A 22,286-nucleotide genomic window follows, 5' to 3' on the forward strand; every position below is an offset into this window, starting at 1 on the left:
TAAAAGCAAAAGGAGTCCACTTAATCAATTAGGAGTTACATAAGAGAATGATCTTTATAAAATGAATACATTTAAATGATTCAATCAATCATTTAAATTATAAAACACTTTTCTCTAGCTAGCTGGTTACTTCTACTAACAACGCTTTGTACAGCACTGACTTGCTCGGATCATCGCGAAGGAACAGCACCCCGTATTCGTGTGAAAACGATCTCCTACTCGGATGCTCAGATCAAGCCTTTTGGCGATGCTCAGTTTACACTTTCTTACAATAATGAGAATCAACTGAGTGGATTTACTATTGATAAGGAGACAAATCCGGCTTATCAGCCTATGGTCAACTATGCATCCGGTCGAATTAGTTATGTGACATCACGGATAAGCAGGCTTATCTTTTCCGGCCTAAGATATTATTACGACTCACAAAATCGGCTGGTTCGACTAGTAATGAATTTACAGGCAACCGATGGCGGCAACAGGATTTCTTATGACTTTGTGTATGATGGTACTAATACAGTCCCTTCTTCACGCATAGCAACCAGCTATACAGGGACTAATGGTAACGAAGTAAGTACCGGTACTAGAACCGAATCGTATACGTTTGCCGGAGGGAACGCAACATCTATAAATGGCACTTCGTACACCTACGATACAACCCCTAATCCATACAGAGGTTTATTTGGCTTTAATGAATACCTCAGTCTGACACCAGACTTCTATTTGGGTGCGCCTGCTGATTATCTGAACAGACCGTACAAGATTAGTGAGCCGTTTAGTGGCTCATCGGTTAAGGTGTTTAATCAGAACAACCGAACAACTGATGCTCAATTAACCTACAATAGTGATAACCTGGTTACTAAGATTGTTTACAAAGACGGTAATATAGAGGAGTTTACGTATGAAACGTATTGATTAGTTTGGCCGACGCTCAATTGAACATACGCAGAGGAGACCAGTTCAAACTGGTCTCCTTTAGTTTACAATATACTGGTCAGTGTAACTCCATTTTTGATCCTGCCCAATATGGGCTGAAGTCTGTGGTACACCCAACTGGTTTCTTACGAATAGGCCAGCGGTAAGTTGATCTGGATCAGCGTGCCTTTACCTGGTTCAGACGTTACGTGAACTCTGCTGCCCAGCAAGTTGCAGAGCCGTTTTACAATGAACAGACCAATGCCTTCGCCGGTCGCTGTCGATTCTGATAACTGAAGATCGTTAGCTGCCAGCGACTGTTCGGTTTCGGTGTTGAATGGGTCATTGAGCATGGTGACCAGCGCAGCAGGTAGACCGGGCCCCGTGTCGCTGACGACAAAGGTCCAGGTATTGGTTGCTTCGTCCGGGGTCCAGCTTACTTGTACGCCACCCGACTTGGTATATTTTAAGGCGTTCAGGATCAGGTTCTGGGCGATACGGCTAAATTTCACAGCGTCGCCCTCTACCATGAGTGTGTCCGGTCCAATGCCCTGAAGATAAAGCTGTTGCTCAAGGGCCATTGGTTGTAAGCCACCAATGAATTCCCGCAGGGCAACGGCCGCATCGAACTGGCCATCCTGAAACTGTTCCTGTCCAGCTTCCAGGCGCGAATAATCGAGTAACTGCGTCAGCATTTGAGTGACCCGCCGCAGATTCCGCTGCAGCATCGATAGCATTTCGGCCCGCTCTTCTGCCGTATCTGTCTTATCGAGTAAGGAGGCCGCCCCGGCAATAACGCCGAAACTGCCCCGCAGGTCATGGGAGGTGGCCCGTAAAAACTCGCCTCGCTGGCGAATGTGCTCACGCATGCTATCGAGCGTTTGCACCAGTTCCTCCGACCGCTCCAACTCTTTTAGGCTGGCTACCCGCTGTTGTTCGGCCTGTTTCAGGCTTGTAATGTCCAGGCCGGTAACGGCTACGCCGTCGTCGTGCTTGCTCAGCGACAGGGCCAGCCAACGGTCGGTCCCCCCCGTGTTGTCGTAGCGCTCTTCGTACATGGTTTCGCCCGATGTAAGCACATGCAGGAAATTGTTGAAGGTGTTGCTACCCCAAAAGACAGTGGCCACGTTGTTGATCGACGTCCCCAGTAACTCAGCCGATGCCTTACCGGTTAATTGCTCAAACTTTTGATTGCAGGCCAGCAGGGTAAAATCGACCACTTCGTCCTGCTCATTCCGATGCGCCTTCAATAACCCGATTGAGGCGGGTGAGCTGTCGAGGACAGCCTGCAAACTGTCGGCATTTGCGCGTACCTGGGCCTCGGCTTCTTTACGGTCTGTAATGTTCAGGATGGTTACGACAAGGCCGTTGGCGTCGATCTGCCGGGTAATGAAATACGCATAACAGCCCGGCGTAGGCTGGCTTAGTTCACGTTCCTCATACACAGGCTCGCCGGTGTTCAGCACCTGTACGTATTGGTCAAACAGGCCGTTGCTGCGTAGTTCCGGGTAGCTCTCCAGTACCGTGCGCCATTGAATGTCCTGCTCTGCCTGGCCGGTCATGGCCAGAGCCGATTCATTGAACGCCGAGGTGACAAAATCGATTGGCTGGCCATTCTCATCACGAATGACATCCAGCATGGTAATACTGGCCGGTATGCCGTTGATCACACTTTGCAGTCGGTCTGCGTTTTGCTGCAGATCGCGGTTGGCCTGTTCCAGTCGGGCGTTGGCATCGGCCCACATGCGGGTACGTTGCTGCACTCGCATGTCGAGCTCCTGGTTCAGCGTCTTCTGCAGGTGCACTTCCTGACTGGTACCAATGTACCCCACAAAGAGGCCGTCGGGACCGTATTGGGGGCGGGCGTTCGTAAGCATCCATCGGTACTCGCCGTCCTGCCGTTGAAGCCTGAACTCAGTACTGAACGGTTGGCGCCGCAGGAAGTTCGTGGCGTAGACTGCCAGGTACGTGTCGTGGTCGTCGGGATGAACATTGAGCGCCATTGACTGCCCGATAACCTCATCAGTTGAGGAGCCGGTAAATTCCAGCCACGCCCGGTTAACGAAGATAAAGGTTGCCTCGGCCGATGCCACCCAGACCAGGGTGGGTGCGTTGTCCATCAGGTCGCGGAACCAGGCTTGCCGTTCTTCCAGCAGACGCTGTGCCCGCCGGTGGTCGCTGATGTCCTCAATGGCCAGCAGGACGGCCTCCTGCCGTTGGTGTTGCACCACCTTTCGTGCGTTGAGGCGCATCACCTTTTCGCCAATGCCAGGAAACGTGTGAGTGACTTCATACGATTGAATATTAGCGCTCTGGGTGATCACGCTGCTGAGCAGTTGCCGTAGTTGGGGGATGTCCCACTGCCGGTTGCCGAGTTCGTACAAAAGTTTGCCTTCCGTTTCTTCCTGACTGACCTTAAAAATGGAATAGAAAGCCTGGTTAGCCGATTTGACGCTCAGGTCTTTGTCGAGTACGAGTGTGGCTTCGCTGATTGTATCGAAAATTGCCTCGGCATAGCCATACGCTTCGGTGAGCTGATCATTCCGGAGTTGTAATTCCTGGTTGATCGTCAGCAGTTCTTCGTTGGTCGACTCAATTTCTTCCTTGCTGGTCTCCAGTTCTTCGTTGATGCTCTGCAACTCTTCGTTGCTGCTGACGATTTCTTCGTTGGCTGACTGCAATTCTTCGTTCGAGGCTTCTTTCTCCTCAATGATCGAGTGCATGTCTTCGCGCAGGATGGTCAACTCATCTTCCAGTTGCCGAATGCGGGCACTGCGAATACCCTCTGAACCGCTTTCGGGCGCCACTACGATCGTTTCTTCCGTGAAGAGGACCAGAAACAGGCGTGTTTCACCTTCGGATGTGAGCGGAACGGCTTCGATCGATACTTGGTGTACATGCCCGTTTACCGTGAGGGTAAGCCCTGTTTTACGAACCGGCATGCCAGACTTGTGCGCTTTGTGTACGGCGTTACGCAACTCAAACGCAAGGGGGGGCCGGGCCATTTTTAGTAAATTCAGGCTGGCCTTGCCTGGGGCCGGCTCTAAAAACAGACCTGTTGACCCTCTGAATTGAAGGATTTCCAACTCCTGATCGACCACTACGGAAGCAGGTACGTATTGGCTGAGTAGTAGCCCGTCTACTACTTTGTTGAGGTCGTTACCTGCATTTTTAGGCGAATACCCTTTCTTATCCATAATATCGATCCGTTCCGTTGTTGACCGGTTCGGGCTCGTGCGATTACCATTACGATCTATTGAGATCTGGCCGGGTGGAACACTGTTCCCGTCATTCCGGCGGGTATACACACGAAAGTTTTTTTCAACCGCCGTAAACAACGAAGCGGAGGCGCTCACCGTCTCAGATTTGCCCAAGAGCAAATAACCGTTAGGCTTCAGTGCGTAGTGAAACGTAGAAAATGCTCTTCGTTGTAAATGACTGTTCAGGTAAATCAGCAGATTGCGGCAGCTGATCAGATCAAGCCGGGAAAAAGGCGGATCTTTGAAGAGGTTGTGCGGTGCAAACACGCACAAATCGCGGATGGTTTTATGAATGCGATATTGATCATCTATTTTAGTAAAGAACCGCTGTAGCCGCTTGGGGGATATGTCTATTACCTCACTTTTTGTGTAGACACCCTGCCTGGCCTTCGTAATGGCGGGCTCACTGAGATCGGTGGCGAAAATGTGAATGGGCGGGCTGGCCGTCCCTTCGCCCAGGGTTTCCAGCAGCAACATGGCCAGCGAATACGCTTCCTGGCCCGTTGAGCAGGCGGGAACCCATATACGCAGTGGTTCGCGTGGCGACATGGTTTTGATGAGCTGGGGCAACAACACCTTACCCATGTAGGCCATTGCCTCCTGATCCCGAAAAAACGTCGTTACGTTGATAAGCAGGTCGTTGTAAAGCACCCGTGCTTCGGCCGGGTGCTCGCGCAGGTACTGGGTGTAATCCGTTAAGTTGTCGAGTTTATAGAGCAACATCCGACGGATAATGCGCCGCCGAATTGTTGTCACTTTGTAGTGGCTGAAGTCGACGCCTATAGCCCGGTGAATCAACTGAATAATGGGGCGAATATCCTCATCGCTTTCGGTGTTGCTGAAGGGTAAGTCCTCATCAGCGCTTTCTTCCGGTTCCTCGTCGGGCTCGTCGTCTTCGGTTGTCTGGCGCAAATCATCGGCGCGCTGACTGAGGCGGACCAGTTCATTGGCCATTGCCTTCGGCGACAGGATCAGATCGACCACCCCTTCGGCAACGGCGGCTTTGGGCATGGTCTGGAACTGGGCGGTAATGTCCTGCGCCATGGTAATCCCCCCGGCTACCTTCACCGCTTTCAGGCCAAGCGTGCCATCGGTGGCCATGCCCGAGAGCAGAATGGCCACGGAGCCTACTTTCTGCCGGCCGGCCAGCGAAATGAAAAACCGGTCGATGGGCATATGAATCGTACGAAGGCGCGGGGCCAGAATCAATATACCGTCCTGAATTTCCAACTCCCGGTTAGGGGGCATCACATAAACGTGATTCGGCTGAACAGGCATGTTATTGGCTGCCTCAATGACGGGCATAGCCGTTGCGTGACTTAATATGCTGGCTAAGTAACTATCGTGACTGGGGTTTAGGTGTTGAACGTAGACGAAGGCAAAACCGGTTGTGCCGGGCAGGGTAGTGAGTAAATCTACTACCGCTTCCTGCCCGCCCGTTGAACCGCCAATAGCCACAATTGGAATTTGAGTAGTTGTTGTTACTGCTCTATCTGACTGGTCGTTTAGTGGCATGCTGCGGAACTGATCGATGTATATGTTTACGGTTCTATAAATTTATTAATTCAACAGATAAATATCTGTTGAATTAGAAGTATATCGTAGCAAAAAACCGTTGTCTCATTGTCTACTTATTGGGCAGAGTAGTTTGGCGTTTAATTAGACAATTGGAAAAGATAAGATTAACTAATTGCATGTCGAAACGAGATATTGTGGTCATTGGCTCTTCGGCTGGCGGAGTGAGTGCGTTGCAGGAATTGGTTGGCCACTTGCCGGCTGATTTTTCGGGTTCAATTTTCGTTGTTCAGCACTTGGCTGCCTATACGACCAGTATGTTGCCTGCCATTCTAAGCCGATGTGGGCCGCTCGAAGCGGTACACCCGCACGATGGTGACCCCATACTGCCCGGTCGGATTTACATTGCCCCACCTGACCATCACCTGCTCATTGAAAAAGAAGAAGCCAGTCAACAGCAGGCTGGTTATATTCTGGTCCGGAAAGGGCCTAAAGAAAATCGGTTCCGCCCATCGATTGATGCGCTCTTTCGCTCGGCCGCCTACAGCTTCGGCTCGCGGGTGATTGGCGTGGTGTTAACGGGTTTGCTCAATGATGGTACGTCGGGCATGTGGACAGTTAACCGGCTTGGCGGGGTAAGTATTGTGCAACAGCCAGATGATGCCATGTATTCCAGTATGCCTGAGAGTGTGCTGGAGTATGTGGATGTAAATTATGTTGTTCCTTTAGCTGAGATTCCTCAACTGCTCATTCAGTTAACAAGTGAGCCTATCGCTGACGGACCCGAACCGAATGAAAACTTAGCCGATCGTCTGCTCGTGGATGATGAACTAAATCGTATAAAAACAGAGGTCGATGTGGCTGCGCAGGTGAGCCCTTTCGATCGGGGTATTCTATCGATGGGGGCATTAACGCCCCTTACCTGCCCGGAATGCAATGGCGCCCTGGTTAGTTTTCAGGAAGGCCACCTTATCCGGTATCGGTGCCATACGGGGCACTCGTACACGGCCAGCACGCTACTAGCCGACGTTACCAAAGCCATTGAAGATACAATGTGGCAATCGGTACGGGGATTGGAAGAAAGTATCCTGTTGCTCAATCAGGCGGCCGACCGGCTGGCCGAAGCCGGGCAAGCTGAAGCTGCCGAAAAATTCCGGGCGCAGTCGGCAGAAGCACTCGACCGGGCGCACCGTATTCGTGAGCTTATTTTTGCCAATGATCAACTAGCCGTGGATGGGAATCAACCTAACGAGTCGATTTAGTCAGTTTGGCGTTACGCCAAAAATCAACTTAATCCAGCAACACCAGTACGTCTTCTTTAGTCAGCGATTTCATGAAGCTGTCTTCCGTGGTGACGAGCTCGCTGGCGAGGCGTAGCTTACTGCGTTGCAGCGCCAGAATTTTTTCTTCGACGCTGTTCTTAGTAATGAACTTGTAGGTGAATACCGGCTTCTGCTGCCCGATACGGTGAGCCCGGTCAATGGCCTGAGCTTCAATGGCAGGGTTCCACCAGGGATCGAGCAGGAACACGTAATCGGCGGCGGTCAGGTTATGCCCCAGCCCCCCGGCCTTTAGGGAGATTAGAAAGAGTTGTACCGTATCGTCGGTCTGGAAACGGGCTACCTGCTCCTGGCGGTCGGTGCTGGCGCCATCCAGGTACGCATAGGTGATGTTCTTCTCGTTGAGGTACTGCCTGATAACGGCCAGGTGCTTAATGAACTGGCTGAAGACCAATATTTTGTGCCCTTCGTTGATGGCAATCTCCAGCCGCATCCGCACGTCGTCGAGCTTTCCCGAATCGCCTTCGTAGGTAGCATCGACCAGGCGGGGATGATTCGCGATCTGCCGCAGCTTGGTTAGGCCCTGCAATACCACCATCTGCGATTTGGCCAGTCCATCTTTCTCGATATGATCGAGAATCAGGTTGCGGTAATACGACTTAGCTTCTTCGTAGGTCGTCGATTGCTCGGGCGTCATGTCACAGTACAGGACCGTTTCCACCTTCGAGGGTAAATCAGTGGCTACCTGCTTTTTGTTGCGCCGCAGCATAAACGGCTTAATCAGGCTGTAAAGCTTTTGCAGCTTCTGATCGTCGCCGCGTTTTTCGATGGGTAACTGATACGTGTTTTTGAAAAACGATTGGCTCCCCAACAAACCAGGGTTGATAAACGTCATCTGCGTCCAAAGGTCCATCGTGCTGTTCTCGAGCGGCGTACCCGTCAAAATAAGCCGGTGGGCCGAGTTGAGTTGCATCACTGCCCGCGTAATGTGCGAGTTTGGGTTCTTGATCGCCTGCGACTCGTCCATAATCACGTAGTCGAACCGGTAGTCTTTCAACAGATCAATGTCTATCCTGACAATGCCGTATGAGGTCAGAATCAAATCATACTCGTTAAAGAGCGCCGTGTTTTTATCGCGATACGTACCTGTGTAGACGAGCACCCTAAGATCAGGCGTAAAGCGACGGGCCTCCAGTTCCCAGTTGTAGATCAGCGACGTGGGCATTACCAGCAGGGAAGGGCCGCGGGTATCCAGGTTCGTTTCTTTACGCCCCTGCAGTAGCGCCAGGGTCATTACGGTTTTGCCCAGACCCATATCGTCGGCCAGGCAACCACCAAAGTGATACTGGCGCAGGAAGTTCATCCAGTCGTAACCGGCTTTCTGATAGGGTCGCAACGTACCCACAAACCCAGCGGGCATGGGCACCTCGTCGATCCGCTCAAATTCGCGCAGGCCTTCGAGCCGCCGGCTGATGACCGTTTCGGCCAGTGACTCATTATCCAATTCCTGCACCAGCGCCAGATGGTGTTTCTGTAAGACCAGCCGGTCGCCTAACTGGTCCTGCTCGTCGCTGCCCGGCCCGTCGACAGGCGGATGCTCCATAAAGCCCACCAGTTCGGCATACTTGGTGAACCACGCCTCCGGGATAACCGCAATTTCACCGTTGGGCAGGGCAAACTCCCGTTTGCGGGCCAGAATCAGCGACCGCAACCGGATAAAGGGGATTTCAAACTCGCCAAAACGAACTTTGGCGTAAATATCGAACCAGTCGCGTGTTTCACGAATCGAAATATCCAGACTCGAATAACCCAGGAAATAGCGCCGGGTGTCGCTGGCATTCTGACGTACCTGGAAACCGGCTTCGTCTAGCGCTGCGCGGTGTTCAGCCAGCCAGGTAAATGCCTGCGCCTTGGGGAGTTCCAGCCGCCCGTTGCGCAGGTCGAGGCCCTGTTCCCGGAGCTGGGTAAACCGATTCCGTTCTGTCTTTAGCTCCCGCCGTATTTTATGGAATACATAGTCGTCGCCCACTTTTTCGAGGCTTACGTTCGATGAGTTGGCGAAGCTGTTGAATCGAAAGGTGAAGTCACCGTACTGAAATGACAGATCGAGCACCACCTCGTTACTGGCCGACTCATCGTCTTCGGCCACCAGCGTGTCGCCAAAAAGCGCGGGCGACGCCGCTACACGCTGCTGACTGCTCACCTGCTCGGAGAGGGTAAGCACCGGTATGGGTTCGAGCGAGGTAGATCGGATCTCGAACCCTTTGGCGAAGACGTCGTACTGCGCAATCAGGGGCACAATGAAGCGTTCGTAATACTGCGCCTCCATGCTTTTCGGCACCACGATATGCTGCTTGTTCAAAAAGGGGCGCAGCTTTTTGCCGTCGACATCGATACCTGCTGACAGTTCGTTTTTCGAGAGTTTGGCGAAGTGGTAGAGCTTGTTCTTCACCAGCAGCCAGGCCGGGTCGTCGCACAGGAGCATGGCATTCCGGTGCTGGAATTCAACGCGCTCGGTTGTAGGTGAACCCGGTTGCGGATCGCGTTCGGCAAGCGGGTAGCGGATAATGGGGAAGTAATGCGTAGCCTCTTCGTTGCGCACAAAATGAAAATAAACCCGTGCCGGTTCAGGCATGAACGTAACCGGATCGCCCACCGGATCGCCGTCGTGAGTCATCAGGAAGATCGGTTTGCCAGCCAGCAGTGGTAGAATCTGCGCTTTAGTGCGCTGCACATAATCGGCAATGGCCTCCTGCATCACCTTGTCGCCTTTTTGCGGGTCATATACACGCAGAAAAAAATCGACGACCGACCATTTCTTGGTATTGAATCGCCGCAGTAGTGTATCCTGGCAGATGTAATCGGTCAGCCGCACCAGTTCGAAATCGCGCTCGTCGAGGCCAGCCGAAAATTCGCGGACGTTTTGCGGTGACAGGCTCTGGGTCTGGAGCGTCAGTTCACCTTTTGCATTTAGCCGAACCACAAATGCCTCGATCAGGTAACCCAGGTATTCGTGTTCGAGTAAAGAATAAACAACTTGAAAAGGCTCTGACGGGGAAACTTTCATGTGACGAGGAGGGGTGACTATGCAGGAGATTCGCCCATCTCTTTCAATGAGTATGGATGATACTGCTGATAGGCTAACTAACAGATAAAGAGCGCGCCAGTCGACTTACAGTGAGCGCACTATTTGTCGTATAATAACTAAAATAAAACTGGGTAACGCAAACTTATTGAGGTAGCGGTTTCAAATATACGACGGCAATGCAAAGTGCCAAATCAAGAAACTGTTAACCCTATACGTTACCTATTCCCCGGTCGGAGAGATAGACTGAATTGGAGGCTAAGGGGGTTAAAATCCAGCGGGTATTTTTTGCCGTAGGTGTCATAAGCGCCCGGTTTATCATGCCTAAAAAGTGAGTAAATGCAACACTACTGGCCTATAGTAGTTTCTTAGTATATCTGTTCCTGTTTTATGTCCACGTCTGCCAGTTCCGTTGCGGTTTTGCTCTTCTCGCTCTCAGCGACACAGGAGGCCCGGCGCAAGCCGCTGGCTGGTTCTGTGGCTCGCAGTGAGCGGGTATGGCATTCGCTCGAACAATTGACGCTGGCCAAAATTCGAGCGGCGGGCCTACCAGCAGTCGTGTCGCATGAATTGCCCATCAACCACGCCGGTACGTTCGGAACTCAACTCCGGCAGGCGGTTCAGGCCGTGCTTGAACTGGGCTATTCGTCGGTGATCTGTATTGGCAACGACTGCCCAGCCCTGCGTCCGTCTGACCTGACCGAAGCGGCCCGCGCCCTTCAGGCAGGAGCCATTCCCGTTGGGGCCGATGCACGCGGCGGTGTGTACCTGACGGGCCTGAACCAGGCGCTGCTGACGAACGCACAGGCGTTGACCAATCTGCCCTGGCAAACAACAGAGCTGTCGGCCTCGCTTTTTCAGTTTCTGCACCAGCACGGTCAGCAACCAGTGCTACTGTCGCCTTGCCGATCCGACTGGAACACCCGTCCGGATGTTCGGTTAAGCGAAGCAGTTGGGGCACGTACCTGGCTGCGCCAACTGGCCGAGGCGTTGCGCCCGGTAACGGTGGGTCCGTTTGCTGCCCGCCCAATTTCCATCTTATTGCGTTCTCTGGCCCTTGCTGGTTTACGGGCTCCACCGTTGCGGTAAGCTTCCTTCATTTTTTCACCCTAGTTCATCTGTGATCATGTCGATCATGGACTTGTCCGTTTGCCTCATGGTCAATGGGGTTACATTATCTATGAAAAAAAATACGCTACTTACTTTTCTCCTTTGGGGGATTTCCACGCTTGCTGCCCTGGCGCAGGTTACCGACATCGATGTATCGGTCCGCGAACTGACACGGCAACGGGCTATTTCCGGTATCACCGTTTACCTTGAAAACCCATCGATCGGTGTTAGTCGGCAGGCTATCACGAACAGCAACGGGCAGGTTACGTTTGGATCGGTGTCGCTGAATGGCGTTTATCGGGTATTTACCAACGCCGATGCCACGTACCTGGAAAGCACCGCCGACAACATTGTGCTACGAGCCAACGCCCGGCAGAGCGTATCACTGCAATTGCCTTCAAAACGCGAAGTAAATCTGAACGAGGTGCAGGTACGTGGCCGAAGCACCACGCAGATCAACACTGTCAACGCCGAAGTGGCGTCGCAGTTGACGATCAAACAGGTGGAAGAACTGCCCGTTGAAGGACGCGATATTACGCGGGTGCTGTACCGGCTGCCCAACGTAAGCCAGGCAACGGGCTTTTACCCGGAAGCGCCCAACGTGAGCATCAACGGTGCCAACGGCCTGTTCAACAACTACCTTATAGACGGGATGGACAACAATGAGCGGTTCCTGGGTGGGCAGAAATTCGCCATCCCGATCGGGTTCACCCGCAACGTATCGGTGCTGACCAACAACTACTCAGTCGAGTTTGGTAACACGGGCAACGGCGTGATCAACATCACCAGCAAATCGGGCAGCAACAACACAACGGGCGAAGTATTCTTCCTGACCCGCCCCGGCTCGGTGGTTGATGCGCAGACGAGTTACCCCCTCCGCGATTTGTCGGGTAACCAGGTGAAAGATGGCTTTCAGCGGTACCAGGCGGGCTTCGGCATTGGCGGTGCCCTGGTGAAGAACAAGACGTTTTATTACCTGAACGTAGAGCATACAACCGACATTAAAGATAACTTATTGACGACGCCGCAACTAGGTGTAAACGAGACCATCCGGGGTACCAACCGGTTCACGTATATATCGGGTAAGTTGGATCAGTTCTGGAGCGACCGGTTCAAGTCGTCACTTCGGGTGAACGTCGGTCAGGTGGCAATTGGTCGGCAGGCGGGTGGGCTGACGGGCGGCATTGCCTTCCCCTCAGCGGCTAACGCGCAGGACCGTAACTCGGTGCTGATTGCGTCGCGCAACACCTACTCGACCGCCCGTTTTTCGTCGGAAACAAATCTGCAGTACAGCAGCTTCCGCTGGAACTACGCCCGGCCGGTTAACCCCAACAGCCCAGACGTAACGGTACAAGACCCCACGGGTGTTGGTATTGCGTACCTGGGTCACCCCGGTTACCTCTTCGATTCGCATGAGAATACGATGCAGTTTCAGCAGAAAGTGTCGTTTTACCGGGGCAATCATACCATCCGGGCGGGAGCTGAGCTGATTTCGGCGCGGCATCAGTTATTTGGCGGCGGCAACCCTAATGGCAGCTACACCGTACGGCTGACGGCCAGCCAGTTGGCGGCTATTCAGGAACGCCGCTTAGGGAGCAACCTGAATGTGAGCGATATTCCGGCCGATGCTCAGGTGCTGGGTTATTCGGTTGAACTGCGCCCTGCCTCGTTTGGTACCACGCAGAACATTGTAACCGGGTACGTTGAAGATCAGTGGGCCGCCAGCCCAAGCCTGAACCTGACGCTCGGGCTACGTTATGACTACGACAACTTGAGCAAGGGTGGTGCCGCAACTGGTGATGCCAACAACATAGCGCCCCGGTTTAGCGCCAACTATAAGGTCAGTTCCCGGTCGACTGTACGGGGTGGCGTGGGTGTGTTCTACGACAAGATTCTGTACACCATCTACAGCGATGCGCTGCAGCAGAACAACACAAGCACAGACTTCAAACGCGAACTTCAGTACTTTATCGATCGGGGTATTCTGCCGGCTAACACCGACCTGAACCGCGTTACGTTTGATGGTAATCTGAGCGTGGGCGGCAGCAACAACGCTGGCGTACCGATCCGGTATTTGCAGGGGCCACCTGCCTCGTCGTTTGCCGGGCAGCGCAACCTGTTCAGCGGTGAGCGGCGCATTCTGAACCCCAACGGCTACCAGAATCCGTATACCATTCAGAGCACGCTGGGCTACCAGTATCAGGTCAACGACGACGTGCTGATTTACGCCGACGCCGTTTACAACGAATCGTACAACCTCTTCCGGACGCGCAACCTGAACGCCCCTGCCCCGTATGATTACGGCATAAGCGCCCGCAACGGTACCGCCCGTTCGTCGGACGTTGCTAATGCGTCGCGCCCATTACCAATTGTAAATGGCGCAGGTTTGCTGAACGGTCAGGTGTTGGCCGGAGCCGCCCAAAGTGTGGTAATGACCGAAACGGCCGGCCGCTCGCGCTATACAGCCCTGAGCCTGAACGTGCAGAAAAACCGGGGGAGTGCACCCTACGCCTACCGGCTGATCTACACACTGTCGCGGCTGTACAACAACACCGAAGATGTGAACTTCCGGGCAATGGACGCCAATAATTTCGACGCCGAATGGGCACCGAGCATCAACGACCGGACGCACATTATCAACGGAATTTTTAATTACTACGTTGGTCAGCAGCTAACTCTGACGGCGGCGGCCCTGATTCAGAGCGGCCAGCCAATCAACCGGATTCCAAATGCCGCCAGGTACGTGATCGTTGACGCGCAAAACCGGCCGATTTTGGGCAGTAATGGCCAGGCGCTGACAACCAACGATTTGAACGGTGACGGCGGTGCCTTTGGTGATGCGTATGTGGGTAACTCAGACCGCCAGCCGGGCGAGAGCCGCAATTCAGACCGATTACCCTGGTCGAAAGTGATCGACGTAAGCGCGCAGTATACGCTGCCGTTGAAGATGAGCACGGGTCAGCGCGTTGAAATCCGGGCCGATATTTTCAACGTATTGAATACAAACAACCTCAGCGGGTATTCAAATAATGCAACGCAGAGTAACCAGATTCAGGTGGGTCCGGCGGGTAGCGGTATCGTGCAGCGCAATGCTGGTACGCCCCGCCAGTTTCAGTTTGGTGCCCGGTATCTGTTCTAGTAATGCAGGGGAGCAGACAGGCAAATGCTGCTCTCCTGCCTGACAATCACAAACCTGTAGAAACGAATGATGAGACCGATTACCCAATCTCACCTTTGCTTATTCATCTGATGCCAATTGGTCACAAGCCGGTTGCTTCATAAAATGTCACTCTTGGTAAAGAAACCCTCTCTGATATTCGGAGGGGGTTTTTAGTTGGTGACAAGTCCGGCTGAGTGTATTCCCTCCAGACGTGCGGCTGGGGAATAGATACGGAGATGGCTGCTGGGTACGTTAGGATAGGTATAAACGAATCAACGTATGAAACGCCCGCTTATCTATGCGCTCCTGTTGTCGATGTTGCTGGCGGCCTGTGCGCCAAGGCCAGTGTTGGTGTATGACCGACCTAACCGCCCGCACGACAACGGAAAACACAAAGGATGGTACAAGAACGGCCGATATGGTGGTTTGCCCCCGGGGCAGGCCAAGAAACGGCGTTGGTAGCGCCAGATACAGCCTACTCCGTAAGGCGCAGTTAGTTGGCGTAGTCGGCGGGTGTAACAGGTATCTTCAGCAGAAACTCGCCGTTTTTATCGCGATAATTATAGACCATCGTGATGCTGTGATCGCGCAGATCAGTCATAGCGCTATTGGTCTTCACCGATTCGATTAGGCCGGGTTTGGTGTTGGCTTCCAGTTGCCTCATGTCGATCTCATCGCGGCTCGACGAGGTCAGGGTGTAGTTGAATTGCAGGGCCGTTTCTGATAGCACCTGTGCGCTATCGAGTCGGGTGGCGGCATCGATCTGAACGGGGCACGCGCTGTTGATTTCGCGCGCGGCAGTATGCAGCTGGTTCATCACCGCCGCTGACTCTGCCGCCACCTGATCGTAGGTCACCGATTGCTCGGTGCCGGCCGCTTGCTCCGCCTTTTTTTCGCCCGAACAAGCGAGCAAGGTCGTGAGTAGTAAGGTTAATAGAGGCTTCATGGGAATAGGGGAGTTTTGGGTTTGCCGTTTGCTGTTTGTGGTTGCGCTGCTGATCGACCATTTCGTGGTTTAGCGGAGCAACCCCAAACAACAAACGGCAAACCAGCACTACAGCATAGCCGCGCCGAAGACGCCTGCGCTGTCGCCGAGCTTAGGGCGGAGGATAGGCGTTTTAACGACTCCGTTGTTGAAGATGTATTTTTTGATGCGTTCGTAGCCTTCCGTATACAGCTCGTCGATGTTGCCTACACCGCCGCCGAGAACGATCACGTCGGGGTCGAGCACGTTGATAAGCGTGGAGATCGATCGGCCATAGTATTCCAGCATGCGCTCCATCGTGGCTGAAGCTGCCGGGTCGATGCCCGCGCGGTGCCGCTCAACGATCTCTTTCATGGTACGTTTTTCACCGCATTGCTCCAGATAAAACCGTTGCAGTGCGGGGCCGGCCAGCACCTGCTCATTGCAGCCGCTTTTGCCGCAGTAGCAGGCATGGCCGTTCTCTTCCAGAATGTTGTGGCCCCACTCACCCCCAATGCCGTGCAGCCCGTTGATGACGAACGGCCGACCATCGAGCCCGCGCACGACTACACCGCCGCCAACGCCAGTGCCCATAATGACGCCAAACATCATTTGAAAATTAGACACTACACCCGGTACAGCACCCAGCGTAGCCTCGGCCAGGGCAAAGCAGTTGGCGTCATTGGCCAGCGATACCCGAACGCCTAGTTGATCGGTTAGTGCCTGTTTGAGTGGCTTTCCGTTCAGGCAGGTGGTATTGCAGTTCTTCATTGTCTGCGTTGCCGGGTCGAGGGTGCCGGGCGTGGCAAAGCCGATGTGGTCAGGTACGTAGCCTGTTTCCGCCTTTAGCTGGTCGACCAGCAGTTTAATGCGACTGACAATGTGCTCGTAGCCCAGATGTGCCTCGGTGTCTATCCGTTTGCGAATGACAACCGCGTCTGGTGAGGGCGACGAGAGGATTACGCCTTCAATTTTGGTACCGCCAAGGTCAATGCCCCAATGTGTTTGCATAACGATTAATTCTACTGAATCAGCTTCAGACTGTTCGGGAATGAGGTTGCAAACATACACAAGTCCGACAAACACCTTTGCGCCTGATCCCATAACCCGGGCTTTAGGCTGTTCTGGTCTGGCAAAAAACGGATTAAAGTCCGGGTTACGGGGTCGGGCAGTTGCCTTGTTTGCAACTACCTTTGCGCTTTCAGACTAACACGTATCACCCAATTCGTCAACATGGCCTTAGCAACCGGGCAGACTGCCCCCACTTTCACGCTTTTTTCATCGGAGAATAAACCCGTTTCACTCAGCGATTACGCTGGCAAAAACGTTGTGCTGCTATTTTTTCCAATGGCATTCACCAGCGTATGTACCGCCGAATTATGCGAGATGCGCGACAACCTGCACACCTATACTAATCTGAACGCTGAGATTCTGGCCGTTTCGGTCGACTCGCCGTTTACCCTGGCGAAGTTCAAGGAAGAACAGAATCTGCCGTTCCCGTTGCTGTCTGATTTTAACAAAGACGTGTCGGAGGCTTACGGTGCCCTATACGAAAACTTCGTGATGAACATGAAGGGTGTTAGCAAGCGTGCTGCGTTCGTGATCGACGAAGCTGGCCAGATCAAATACGCTGAGGTGCTTGAAAACGCCGGCAACGTACCTGATTTTAATGCTGTTAAAGCCGTTTTAAATTAAGGCATAACCAGGCGAACGGGTGACTGATGGTGACGCTGCCAATCCCCCGTTTGTCTAGTTATGCTCGCTCGCTTATGTCCTGGTATTCTGATTTTTTTACCGGCTTGCCGCAGGAAGCGTGGAAAGCTGCGCAGACTGATGAGCAGACGCAGCTCGAACTCGAACGGATTGTCGAATCACTCGAATTCGGACCTGACGACCGCGTGCTCGACGTGTTCTGCGGCTATGGTCGGCATGCGTTACCGCTGGCGAAGATGGGCGCGCAGGTTGTTGGCGTCGATATTTCGGATGAATCAATTGCCGAGCTGAAAGCTGCCGTGGGTCGCAAGAAGCTGGCCCTGACCGTCGTGGCAGGCGACTTCATGACCGTCGACCCGGCTACGCTGGGCGAGGCAGCGTCGTTTCAGGCAGCCTACTGTCTGGGGAACAGCCTATGCTTTTTCCCCCGCGCCGAGATGCTGACCTTCCTGCAGCGGATTGCCGATTTGCTGGAGCCGGGCGGCCGTTTTCTGGCGCAGTCGGGTATGGTGGCTGAAAGTTTCCTGCCCGATTTTCAGGAGCGTGCCTGGTTACCCGTTGGCGACGACATACAGGTGCTGGTCGACAATCAGTATGATCCACTCACGGCTTGTGTGGAGCAACACCTGACGTATTACAAACGAAGCGAAACGGGCGTGGAGGTAGTTGACCGAACAGCCCAATACTACGTGTACACGGTAGCGGACCTAGCCGGATTGTTCAGCCAGGCCGGCCTTGAGCCGGTGGCCTGCTACGGAACGGTCGAGGGCGATGCCTATCAGGTGGGTGACGAAGGCGTCTGGTTGCTGGCCGTGAAAAGCGCTATTTGAACGCTGGAAAATTATACTGCGCGAAAAAGCGGCTGAAATGACACGCTTGTTTATTGTAGACTGATGACAAAAAGTTGATAAATAATTTTTATCAACTGGAAAAATCCAGATAAACGGCTAACTTTCAGCCAGATTAACACCGTTAACAAATCTGACCTATTATGGAAGTAGTCGAGCGCAAACAGCGCACCCGCGAACAGACGCGGGCGGGTATTCTCCACACCGCCAAAGATATTGCCCGTCGTGAAGGCTGGCAGGCTGTCTCGATTCGCAAAATTGCTGACGCCATAGACTACAGTGCCCCCGTTGTATACGACTACTTCGACAGCAAAGACCGGCTACTCGACGAAATTCGTAACGAGGGGTTTCGTCACCTTCGTACTGAGTACGAACGGTTGGTGAAACTATACCGGGACCCGGAGAAGCTGTTGTATGAAATATCGTTGGTGCAATGGAAGTTTGCCACTCAGCAAGTTGAACTCTACCAGGTGATGTATAACCTGGAAGGTGCCAACTGCACCGCCCCACTCGCCGAATCGGACGAGATTAAGGCTGTAAACGAGATTGTGTGCCGCATCATATTTAGCTTCATTCCGAAGTCGACCGATGCCATTCGCCGGCTTTATTTCGAGTGGTGGGCTACCTCGCATGGCATCATTATGCTCGGAGCGTTGCTTCGTCACCAACAGTCGCTGGAGGCTACCGAACAGATCTACCGCGAAACCATGCGGCGCTTTGTTCGAAACCTTCGCTAGTAAACCGTTGTAAGCAGTCGATGGCTGTCGTTCCGATTGGCCGTTTGTTCATTTATACTGAAGCCGCACCAGCCTCCGCTGCGTGCGGCTTCTTCTTGATAGCATTAGTTTGCCGGAAACTAGCAACTGAGGGCTTGTAACAAAAAGTAATACATGACGTCAATGCATTATACATTTCGTTTACTGATCAGTTTTCTGCTGCTGTCGCTGGCGGTTGCCTGCCACCGTCCAGGTACGTCGCCGACGCCTTATTTTCCACCCAAAGGCGACAGTTGGGCGCGCATGACCCCGGAAAAGGCAGGCATGAATCCCGCTCTGCTCGACTCGGCCGTGGCCTTTGCCAAAACCCAGGAGACAACTCAGATGAAGCCCGACTTTTCGACGCAGGAAGAGATCTTTGGTAAGCTGTTGGGGCCCATGCCAACAAGCCGAGCCGCCACTAACGGCCTCATTCTGCGGCATGGCTACATCGTGGCCGAGTGGGGCGATACCCGCGCCGTTGACCCAACCTACAGCGTTGCCAAAAGTGTACTGTCGACATTGGTTGGGATTTCTCACGAGCGGGGCCTGATTCCGGATATCAACCAGCCCGTGGCGAAGCTGATCCGCGACGGCGGCTATGATTCGGAGCAGAACCGGGCCATAACCTGGGAACAGCACCTGCGGCAAACCAGCGAGTGGCAGGGCGAACTGTGGGGTAAAAACAGCGATTTTGTGGGTAAGGAAGCCTTCGGGCGGGGTGAGCGTAAACCGCGTACGCTGCAACAGCCAGGTACGTTCTACGAATACAATGACGTGAGGATTAATCGCATGGCGTTGTCCCTGCTCAGGCTGTGGAAAAAGCCGCTCCCTGAGGTTGTGCGCGATGAGATCATGAACCCGATTGGTGCCTCAGGTACGTGGCAATATATACCGTACCCAACGGCCGTTGCCGAGGTCGATGGAAAGCAGATGCCATCGGTAAGCGGAGGAACCCGGTGGGGTGGTGGCCTGCGAATCAGCGCCCGCGATCTGGCCCGGTTCGGCTACCTGATTGAACAGAATGGGCGCTGGCAAGACCGGCAGATCGTGTCGGCCGACTGGGTAAAGCAGGCTACTACCGGCAACGCGGTTGGTCCTGATTACGGCTACCTGTGGTGGTTGAATACGGGTAATGCTGCATCGGGAAAGAAACCCTGGCCGGATGCACCGTCGACGAGTTTTGCGGCCTTGGGTGCGGGCTCAAATACTGTCTGGATCGACCCTGAACACGACATGGTCATTGTGTGGCGCTGGCATAACGGCAGCCCTAATGAACTGATCAAACGTGTGCTGGCTGCCGTTGAAAACGGTAAATAAAACAGGGTAAGCTGGCGATGAGTTTCGCATTGTATCTTGTCGGTATGGTAAGGGCTAGTTTACTTATTTGTTTCCTGCTGGTAGTCGATCTCGTTTACGGACAGACGGTCAAGGTGCCTTCAAAGGTCGATAGCGTAGCGTTGATGAACCGTCAGACTAGTGACTCATTATACGGACGAAAGCCATTTCAGCTGCGGGGGGATGTCAATCTGAATAAGTCTAACTGGCGATTCAAGGCGGGCGACAGCGCTCAGTGGGCTAGCCCCGCTTACATGGATCGTCACTGGACAGCCGCTGGGTTGCCGGGTGATGCAATACGGCGTAATAAAGCACTTTGGGAACGCGAAAAGGGCTGGTTCAGGCTTCTGGTGAAATCCAACAAGCCAATAAAGTACGAATCGCTTGCCCTGGTTGTTAGTCAGTTTGGCCGTTCAGATATATACCTTGATGGTCGTTTATTAACCCGACTCATCCCTTCGCGCATTGATTCCGGGGGATCGCAGCGGATACTGAAATTTATACCACTGCCAATCGCAGATACGAATCTGCACATGCTGGCTGTGCGGTATGCCTTCCGGAAAGACCCGGTCTTCTTTGCCGAATTAGGCGAACCGGCCATCAAGTTCTCGATCATGCGAACCGATGAAGTCGCTACTGATCATCTGCTGTCGGAGGAATTTGGAACATCGGTCGATTTTCTGAGCGTAGGCATTTTCGGAACGTTGAGCCTGCTTCATTTTCTGTTTTTCCGCGCCAACCGCACGCAACGTATCAATCGTACCCTGTTTTGGGCGATGCTGGCATTTGCGGTTTCTTTTCTGTGTGATTATCTCAGTGATATTACACCCAACCTGACACTTGACTCTCTGGTGGAGTTAACGGGCAAAATTTCCTTCCGGGTATCTAATGCCCTGTTTCTGTGGGGGGTGTACCAATACCTGAACAAGCGGGCAGGTTGGTTTTTCTATAGCCTTGTTGGGTTGCTAACGCTTGATCTGGTATATCGGGCCATAATTGGGCCGGTGCCCGAATACACAGACGGCATTCCGTTTATTCTGGTGTTTATCGATTACGTACGGCTGAGCTGGATTGGCCGCAAACGTAAAGAAGCCGATGCGCGGCTACCCTGGAAATCGCTGAAGCTGGCCATTTTTTGCATACTTGGGGTATTGGGTGTTGCTATAGTCGGGGCCATTGCCAGCCAGATAGACTCGTTGGGTATCACCTTTGATCTGGTGTTAGCGCCCATATTTCTGCTATTTTTTGTCTCCCTGTTCAGTATCCCTGTGGGACTGTCGTTATCGTTGGTGCAGGAATACACCCGCACGTTTCGGTCGTTGGAGCACAAGCTACAGGAAGTAGAGCACCTATCGGCACAGACGGTGGCGCAGGAACAGGAAAAGCAGCAGATACTCGGCCGGCAGAACGAAACCCTCGAACAACTTGTCAGCGAACGAACCACCGCGCTCGATCAGTCATTAACGGAACTGCGGACTACCCAGGACCAGCTCATTCAGCGCGAAAAACTGGCTAGCCTGGGTGAACTGACGGCCGGTGTAGCCCACGAAATTCAGAATCCGCTCAACTTCGTCAATAACTTTTCCGACGTATCAGTTGAGCTGCTTGCCGAACTGGACGAGGAACATGAGCGCCCCCTTGGCGAGCGCGATGCTGAGCTGGAAAAAGAAATTCTCAACGACATTAAGCAGAATATCACTAAAATCAGCCATCACGGCCAGCGGGCAGCCAGTATTGTACGGGGCATGCTGCAACATAGCCGCGCCAGTACCGGCCAGCGTGAATCTACCGATCTGAACACCCTGACCGATGAGTACATGCGGCTGGCTTATCATGGTATCCGGGCCAAGGAGAAAACGTTTGAGGTGAGTCTTGTTACACATTTTGCGCTTAACCTGCCCGCAGTCGCTGTCATTCCGCAGGACATGGGCCGGGTATTGATGAACCTCTTTATCAACGCGTTCCATGCCGTTCAGGAGCGTACCCAATGTGCCGTTTCTGAGCTAGGTACGTATCAGCCAACGGTAACCGTAACGACGGAACGAGTAGGGAATAAGGTACAGATTCGGATTCGCGACAACGGCATGGGCATTCCCGATGAGGTACGTGGCAAGGTTTTTCAGCCGTTCTTCACCACTAAACCCACTGGTAAAGGCACCGGATTGGGCCTTAGTCTGAGTTATGACATCATCACCAAAGGGCATGGCGGCCACCTGCATTTTGTGTCTGAATCGGGTGAATTCACCGAGTTTATAGTAGAGTTGCCTTGCTAGGAGCCAATTTTGCGGCTTGGCTGGCCAATACTACGCTATGCGCTGTATACGGCCACACTGGTCGTTTTTCGTT

Annotated in this window: 14 protein-coding genes; 10 read left to right on the top strand and 4 right to left on the bottom strand. The window is 53.3% G+C overall.

The window, feature by feature from the left end:
• The first annotated feature begins 201 nt into the window (after positions 1-201).
• Positions 202-912, top strand: a complete 711-nt coding sequence (locus tag F7231_RS23015; RefSeq protein WP_166693707.1) for a hypothetical protein — start codon at positions 202-204, stop codon at positions 910-912.
• A 146-nt stretch (positions 913-1,058) separates the two neighbouring features.
• Here F7231_RS23015 and F7231_RS23020 read toward each other — a convergent pair whose 3' ends face one another.
• Positions 1,059-5,687, bottom strand: a complete 4,629-nt coding sequence (locus F7231_RS23020) for a CheR family methyltransferase (RefSeq protein ID WP_166693708.1) — start codon at positions 5,685-5,687, stop codon at positions 1,059-1,061.
• 179 nt (positions 5,688-5,866) lie between these two features.
• Here F7231_RS23020 and F7231_RS23025 point away from each other — a divergent pair, with 179 nt between their 5' ends.
• Complete coding sequence (locus F7231_RS23025) at positions 5,867-6,949, top strand: chemotaxis protein CheB (RefSeq protein WP_166693709.1); 1,083 nt, start codon at positions 5,867-5,869, stop codon at positions 6,947-6,949.
• A 28-nt stretch (positions 6,950-6,977) separates the two neighbouring features.
• On the opposite strand, the gene F7231_RS23030 is transcribed toward F7231_RS23025, so the two are convergent.
• Positions 6,978-10,034 carry a DEAD/DEAH box helicase gene (locus tag F7231_RS23030; RefSeq protein WP_166693710.1) on the bottom strand — a complete coding sequence of 1,019 codons (3,057 nt, stop codon included), beginning with the start codon at positions 10,032-10,034 and terminating at the stop codon, positions 6,978-6,980.
• Positions 10,035-10,442: 408 nt separating this feature from the next.
• Here F7231_RS23030 and F7231_RS23035 point away from each other — a divergent pair, with 408 nt between their 5' ends.
• The 3 genes from F7231_RS23035 to F7231_RS23045 all read left to right on the top strand — a co-directional run bounded on the left by F7231_RS23035 (position 10,443) and on the right by F7231_RS23045 (position 14,784).
• Positions 10,443-11,141, top strand: a complete 699-nt coding sequence (locus F7231_RS23035; RefSeq protein ID WP_166693711.1) for a DUF2064 domain-containing protein — start codon at positions 10,443-10,445, stop codon at positions 11,139-11,141.
• 91 nt (positions 11,142-11,232) lie between these two features.
• Positions 11,233-14,301 (top strand): TonB-dependent receptor, encoded by a 3,069-nt coding sequence (locus tag F7231_RS23040; protein ID WP_166693712.1) that lies wholly within the window; start codon positions 11,233-11,235, stop codon positions 14,299-14,301.
• Between the two features lie 300 nt (positions 14,302-14,601).
• The gene (locus tag F7231_RS23045; RefSeq protein WP_157510607.1) at positions 14,602-14,784 is read left to right on the top strand and encodes a hypothetical protein; all 183 of its coding nucleotides are present in this window, start codon (positions 14,602-14,604) and stop codon (positions 14,782-14,784) included.
• 31 nt (positions 14,785-14,815) lie between these two features.
• On the opposite strand, the gene F7231_RS23050 is transcribed toward F7231_RS23045, so the two are convergent.
• Entirely contained in the window at positions 14,816-15,268 is a 453-nt protein-coding gene (locus F7231_RS23050; protein WP_166693713.1) for a DUF8479 domain-containing protein, read from the bottom strand.
• Positions 15,269-15,376: 108 nt separating this feature from the next.
• The gene (locus F7231_RS23055; protein ID WP_085412578.1) at positions 15,377-16,297 is read right to left on the bottom strand and encodes an ROK family protein; all 921 of its coding nucleotides are present in this window, start codon (positions 16,295-16,297) and stop codon (positions 15,377-15,379) included.
• Between the two features lie 222 nt (positions 16,298-16,519).
• On the opposite strand from F7231_RS23055, the gene F7231_RS23060 reads away from it, so the two are divergent.
• The 5 genes from F7231_RS23060 (at position 16,520) to F7231_RS23080 (ending at position 22,213) form a co-directional block, all read left to right on the top strand.
• Entirely contained in the window at positions 16,520-16,981 is a 462-nt protein-coding gene (locus F7231_RS23060; RefSeq protein WP_166693714.1) for a redoxin domain-containing protein, read from the top strand.
• 74 nt (positions 16,982-17,055) lie between these two features.
• Positions 17,056-17,829, top strand: coding sequence for an SAM-dependent methyltransferase (locus F7231_RS23065; protein WP_166693715.1), 774 nt, complete (start codon positions 17,056-17,058; stop codon positions 17,827-17,829).
• A gap of 161 nt (positions 17,830-17,990) precedes the next feature.
• Entirely contained in the window at positions 17,991-18,584 is a 594-nt protein-coding gene (locus F7231_RS23070) for a TetR/AcrR family transcriptional regulator (protein ID WP_085412580.1), read from the top strand.
• Between the two features lie 162 nt (positions 18,585-18,746).
• Positions 18,747-19,922: a serine hydrolase domain-containing protein gene (locus tag F7231_RS23075; RefSeq protein WP_085415120.1), complete on the top strand. Its 1,176-nt coding sequence runs from the start codon at positions 18,747-18,749 to the stop codon at positions 19,920-19,922.
• A 17-nt stretch (positions 19,923-19,939) separates the two neighbouring features.
• Positions 19,940-22,213, top strand: a complete 2,274-nt coding sequence (locus F7231_RS23080) for a sensor histidine kinase (RefSeq protein ID WP_229370274.1) — start codon at positions 19,940-19,942, stop codon at positions 22,211-22,213.
• Positions 22,214-22,286 lie beyond the last annotated feature (73 nt).

Origin of the sequence: Fibrivirga algicola (assembly GCF_011742925.1) — a bacterium.
Lineage (GTDB): Bacteria > Bacteroidota > Bacteroidia > Cytophagales > Spirosomataceae > Fibrella > Fibrella algicola.

Coding starts and splice junctions, on each gene's coding strand:
- F7231_RS23020 (WP_166693708.1), bottom strand. CDS start 5,687: ATGCCACTAAACGACCAGTCAGATAGAGCAGTAACAACAACTACTCAA.
- F7231_RS23025 (WP_166693709.1), top strand. CDS start 5,867: ATGTCGAAACGAGATATTGTGGTCATTGGCTCTTCGGCTGGCGGAGTG.
- F7231_RS23030 (WP_166693710.1), bottom strand. CDS start 10,034: ATGAAAGTTTCCCCGTCAGAGCCTTTTCAAGTTGTTTATTCTTTACTC.
- F7231_RS23035 (WP_166693711.1), top strand. CDS start 10,443: ATGTCCACGTCTGCCAGTTCCGTTGCGGTTTTGCTCTTCTCGCTCTCA.
- F7231_RS23040 (WP_166693712.1), top strand. CDS start 11,233: ATGAAAAAAAATACGCTACTTACTTTTCTCCTTTGGGGGATTTCCACG.
- F7231_RS23045 (WP_157510607.1), top strand. CDS start 14,602: ATGAAACGCCCGCTTATCTATGCGCTCCTGTTGTCGATGTTGCTGGCG.
- F7231_RS23050 (WP_166693713.1), bottom strand. CDS start 15,268: ATGAAGCCTCTATTAACCTTACTACTCACGACCTTGCTCGCTTGTTCG.
- F7231_RS23055 (WP_085412578.1), bottom strand. CDS start 16,297: ATGCAAACACATTGGGGCATTGACCTTGGCGGTACCAAAATTGAAGGC.
- F7231_RS23060 (WP_166693714.1), top strand. CDS start 16,520: ATGGCCTTAGCAACCGGGCAGACTGCCCCCACTTTCACGCTTTTTTCA.
- F7231_RS23065 (WP_166693715.1), top strand. CDS start 17,056: ATGTCCTGGTATTCTGATTTTTTTACCGGCTTGCCGCAGGAAGCGTGG.
- F7231_RS23070 (WP_085412580.1), top strand. CDS start 17,991: ATGGAAGTAGTCGAGCGCAAACAGCGCACCCGCGAACAGACGCGGGCG.
- F7231_RS23075 (WP_085415120.1), top strand. CDS start 18,747: ATGCATTATACATTTCGTTTACTGATCAGTTTTCTGCTGCTGTCGCTG.
- F7231_RS23080 (WP_229370274.1), top strand. CDS start 19,940: ATGAGTTTCGCATTGTATCTTGTCGGTATGGTAAGGGCTAGTTTACTT.